The organism is Sphingobacterium sp. UBA7253 (genome assembly GCF_002472745.1).
In the GTDB taxonomy this organism is placed as follows: Bacteria; Bacteroidota; Bacteroidia; order Sphingobacteriales; family Sphingobacteriaceae; genus Sphingobacterium; species Sphingobacterium siyangense.
Map to the genome: position 1 here is coordinate 445 of NZ_DKSP01000210.1, position 3,996 is coordinate 4,440.

The following is a 3,996-nucleotide window of genomic DNA, read 5'->3' on the forward strand; positions in this document are numbered from 1 at the left end:
GTCAAAAAGAGATTATTACGATATACTTGGTGTCTCGCGATCAGCGGACGAGAAGGAGATTAAATCAGCATATCGCAAATTGGCGATTAAATACCACCCGGATAAAAATCCTGGTGATCATGAAGCTGAGGAACAGTTTAAGGAAGCTGCTGAGGCATACGATATCTTGAGCAATCCACAAAAACGTCAACGTTATGACCAATTTGGCCATGCCGGTAATTCGGCAAGTGGTGGCTTTGGCGGTGGCGGCGGCATGAATATGGAAGACATATTCAGCCAATTTGGTGATATCTTTGGTGGAGGACATCCATTTGAAAGTTTCTTTGGCGGCGGTGGTGGCCAGCGTGGCGGCCGTCGGGTAGCTCGTGGAAGCAACTTACGCATAAAAGTTAAATTAACACTCGAAGAAATTGCCAAAGGCGTCGAGAAAAAGGTAAAGGTTAACAAACAAGTGGTCTGTCATTCTTGTGACGGATCTGGTGCTAAAGATAAATCTTCTTTCCATACCTGTAAAACCTGTGGGGGATCTGGATCAGTTAGAAGAGTAACAAATACCATCTTAGGACAAATGCAAACAACAAGCACTTGCCCTACTTGTAATGGTGAAGGCGTTGAAATTACAGCAAAATGTACAACTTGTAGAGGTGAAGGACTCGAACGCGGTGAGGAAACAATCGCAATCAATATTCCTGCAGGAGTAAGTGAAGGCATGCAACTTTCCATGAGTGGAAAAGGAAATGCTGCTCCGCGTGGTGGTGTACCAGGAGATTTAATTATCCTGATCGAAGAAGTACCACACGAAAGTCTAAAACGTGACGGACTAAATGTGATCTATGACCTATACATTAATTTCGTAGATGCGACCTTAGGCACAAGCGTTGAAGTCCCTACAATAGATGGGAAAGCGAAGATCAAAATTGAGCCCGGCACACAAGGTGGTAAAATTTTACGGTTAAAAGGAAAAGGTATTCCTGAAGTCAACTCTTATCACAAAGGGGACCAACTTGTATACGTTAATATCTGGACACCAAAAGCCGTATCTAACGAAGAAAAAGAATTATTGAACAAACTGAAAGAATCGCCAAACTTTAAACCTCAACCAGGTAAAAGTGAAAAATCATTCTTCGAGCGAATCAAAGAATATTTCGATTAAAACCGGTCTTTCAAATACAAAAAAAAGCCATTTGTCCGCTGCTGACAAATGGCTTTTTTTTTATCTTCTTACTTGAAATTGACAATTGAAAACAAAAAGTCAGCCCAATATCATTATTGTTAAATGGAAACGATAAAAATAAAAATACATCAAATTTTAATCAATTGAACCACTATAATTTACAATAATGATAAAACATCTAGACAATCCAGTGACAAAAAATCAAAATAAGATTTCGATATTTGACTAACAAATTTAAAAAGTCAGGAAGTAATTACTGGCAAATTAAAACAAACTATTAAATAAAAAAGACATGAAAAAAGTTTTACTAACATTGACTGCCATTGCAGGTTTAACAATAGCAGCACAAGCTCAAACTGAACAAGGAAAAATTATGGTTGGTGGTCAACTTGGCTTCGAAACATCAAAAGTGAAAGATACTGACCATAAAAATAATTCATTCTCAATCAACCCAACAGTTGGTTACTTTGTAAGCGACAACTTGGCAATTGGTACTGGAATTGGTTATAACTGGGGAAAAACTGAAACAAGTAAAGATAATAGTATTAAAAACGATGCTTTTCAGGTATCACCTTTCGCTAGAAAGTACTCTGCAAACGGCCCGGTAAGATTCTTTGCTCAATTATCAGTTCCAATGGCATGGGGTACAACTACAACTGAAGTAAATAACGTAGAGACAAAAAATAAATTCGAATCATATGGTGTGGAACTAGCTCCGGGTTTAGCTTACTTCCCGACAAGCAAAATCGGTATCGAATTAAAAGTCAGAGGTTTATACTACAACTACAATAAAGATAAAACAAATGACGTTGCAGTAAATACATTTGGTTTGAATGTCAACTCATTAGCGCCAACTTTAGGTGTACAATTCCACTTCTAGTCAATAAGGCGTCTGACAATAGAAAAGGCTATAATTATTTATAGCCTTTTTTTATATGTCCACCTTTATCAATTATACCGTTTAACAATCCGGAGTTTGTGTGTATAACGATTCTGTTCAGCATTAAAAATACCTTCCGTATCCATCCGATCAACACGGACTTTCGCTGAGGCATGTATAATCGTATCGCGATCCAGCATAATTCCTACATGAGTAATCCTTCCTTCGGCATTGTCAAAAAAAGCCAAATCCCCTACCCGTATTTCCGAAACAAAATCCACAGTTTGCCCCATCTCTGCCTGCTGATAAGCATCACGAGGCAAGGAAAGATCAAAACAGCTATAAATCAATTGGGAGAAACCGGAACAATCGATTCCCCATTGTGAACGTCCACCCCATAGGTAAGGAGTGTCCTTATAACTTAAAGCCAATCGCGACACCTCAGTTTCAAATTGATTTCTGGTAAACGGATTGATACTACCTTGATAGGTTAATCCCAATGGAGATAAACTGACAATATTCTCTGCATTTAGGTAGAGCTTGGTTCCATGACAGAGCTGAAATTGTGCGGTATCAGTAAAAAGGACTCCTCCCTCCCTTCCAACGATAATCGGTATTCCGGTCAGATACTGTTGCATATCCACGTCGTTTAGTTCCTGAAACTGCCCGTTTTGAATCCAGCCTAAATAGTCCGTTTCCAACAGACGTATTGATGTCCAATCGGCCTGTTCATCAAGGATCTCAAAAAGTTCCCCAAACAATACCTGAGAAACCATCTCACTACGGTGTGCCTGTTCTAAACGTAACGGAACGAGAGCTAGTTTACAAATACCATATTTCATGTGCTAAACAAAACAAAATCGTCAAAAATGTGATTATATATTATATGACGAAGATAAATTAATTATAGTAGAAATGGAGAATACAAATTCAAAATTCAAAAGGATACTCGTCGCGGTTGACGACGAACCATGCTCAGAAAAGGCGATACTATATGCCAAAGAAATGGCCGCAGTATTTGAAGCCTCCATAGCACTTGTCACGGTTGTTCCCCCTACTTCTCCAGCTAGTTTTGGTGCAGATCCGCTATTAGGTCAGCAACCTATCATCGTTCCAGAAGTATCGGAAATGGAACAGGATAATGCACAAAAATATCTTGAGAAAATAAGTCGCGAATTTACAGGTGCAGGCGAAGTATATCTTTTTAATCGAATCGGATCCATTAAAGAAGAAATTCTGGCCGCGTCCCATGAGTGGTCTGCAGATCTTATTATTATGGGGACCAATGGACGGACGGGCTTTGATCACTTTATTTCCGGCTCTGTATCCGAATCAGTCATTCGTAAATCTACCTGCCCTGTACTCGTTGTTCCAAGTAAATGTGACTGATATTAAACGGTCCATATGTATAAAAAAAGGCTATTTTTTCATTAGAAAAAATAGCCTTTTTGCTTGTATTATATATAAATTACTTTTTAATCAATCGTGCCACAAACATACTATCCGCTTTCTCTTCATAACCTTTCAAATAGTCCATACGTTCTATTTCAAAACCAAAATTATCTACAATGTAATTGACAACATCTTCGTTTTCTGCTTTAAAAATAGAGCAGGTTATATAAATCAAAGGCTTGCCCGCTTTAACATGCCCCACCACATTACTTGCAATATTCTTTTGTAGTGCATTGAATTCGGCAATCTTAGCGGCCCGAAACTGTCTAACCATTTCTGGTGTACGCCCCCAAGTCCCCGATCCAGTACAAGGTGCATCCAATAACACCCCGTCAAATCGTTCGCTCCCAAGAATTGCGAAGCTATCCTTGGTAAGATCGAGTATTTTTTTTCGGTAATGCTTTATTCCGGCACGGTCAAAACGTTCATCGAGATTTCGGAGAATACTCATGCGAACATCAGAAACCAAAAGTTTAACAGATGGACAAGC

General features: G+C 39.0%; 4 protein-coding genes and 1 pseudogene. 3 read left to right on the forward strand and 2 right to left on the reverse strand.

The window, feature by feature from the left end; all coding sequences use genetic code 11:
- Both dnaJ and B2X72_RS21335 read left to right on the forward strand, forming a co-directional pair.
- The coding region (gene dnaJ, locus B2X72_RS21330; RefSeq protein ID WP_286851423.1) for a molecular chaperone DnaJ at positions 1-1,153 on the forward strand (1,153 nt) is incomplete at its 5' end.
- 313 nt (positions 1,154-1,466) lie between these two features.
- A complete protein-coding gene (locus B2X72_RS21335; RefSeq protein WP_075992871.1) occupies positions 1,467-2,054 on the forward strand; it encodes a porin family protein in 588 nt (195 codons plus the stop codon).
- A 68-nt stretch (positions 2,055-2,122) separates the two neighbouring features.
- On the opposite strand, the gene B2X72_RS21340 is transcribed toward B2X72_RS21335, so the two are convergent.
- Positions 2,123-2,896: a C40 family peptidase gene (locus tag B2X72_RS21340; protein ID WP_286851425.1), complete on the reverse strand. Its 774-nt coding sequence runs from the start codon at positions 2,894-2,896 to the stop codon at positions 2,123-2,125.
- 73 nt (positions 2,897-2,969) lie between these two features.
- On the opposite strand from B2X72_RS21340, the gene B2X72_RS21345 reads away from it, so the two are divergent.
- Positions 2,970-3,443, forward strand: a complete 474-nt coding sequence (locus tag B2X72_RS21345) for a universal stress protein (protein WP_286851427.1) — start codon at positions 2,970-2,972, stop codon at positions 3,441-3,443.
- A 79-nt stretch (positions 3,444-3,522) separates the two neighbouring features.
- On the opposite strand, the pseudogene B2X72_RS21350 reads toward B2X72_RS21345, so the two are convergent.
- Positions 3,523-3,996, reverse strand: a pseudogene (locus tag B2X72_RS21350) (RsmB/NOP family class I SAM-dependent RNA methyltransferase); the annotation flags it as partial.

Coding starts and splice junctions, on each gene's coding strand:
- B2X72_RS21345 (WP_286851427.1), top strand. CDS start 2,970: ATGGAGAATACAAATTCAAAATTCAAAAGGATACTCGTCGCGGTTGAC.
- B2X72_RS21340 (WP_286851425.1), bottom strand. CDS start 2,896: ATGAAATATGGTATTTGTAAACTAGCTCTCGTTCCGTTACGTTTAGAA.
- B2X72_RS21335 (WP_075992871.1), top strand. CDS start 1,467: ATGAAAAAAGTTTTACTAACATTGACTGCCATTGCAGGTTTAACAATA.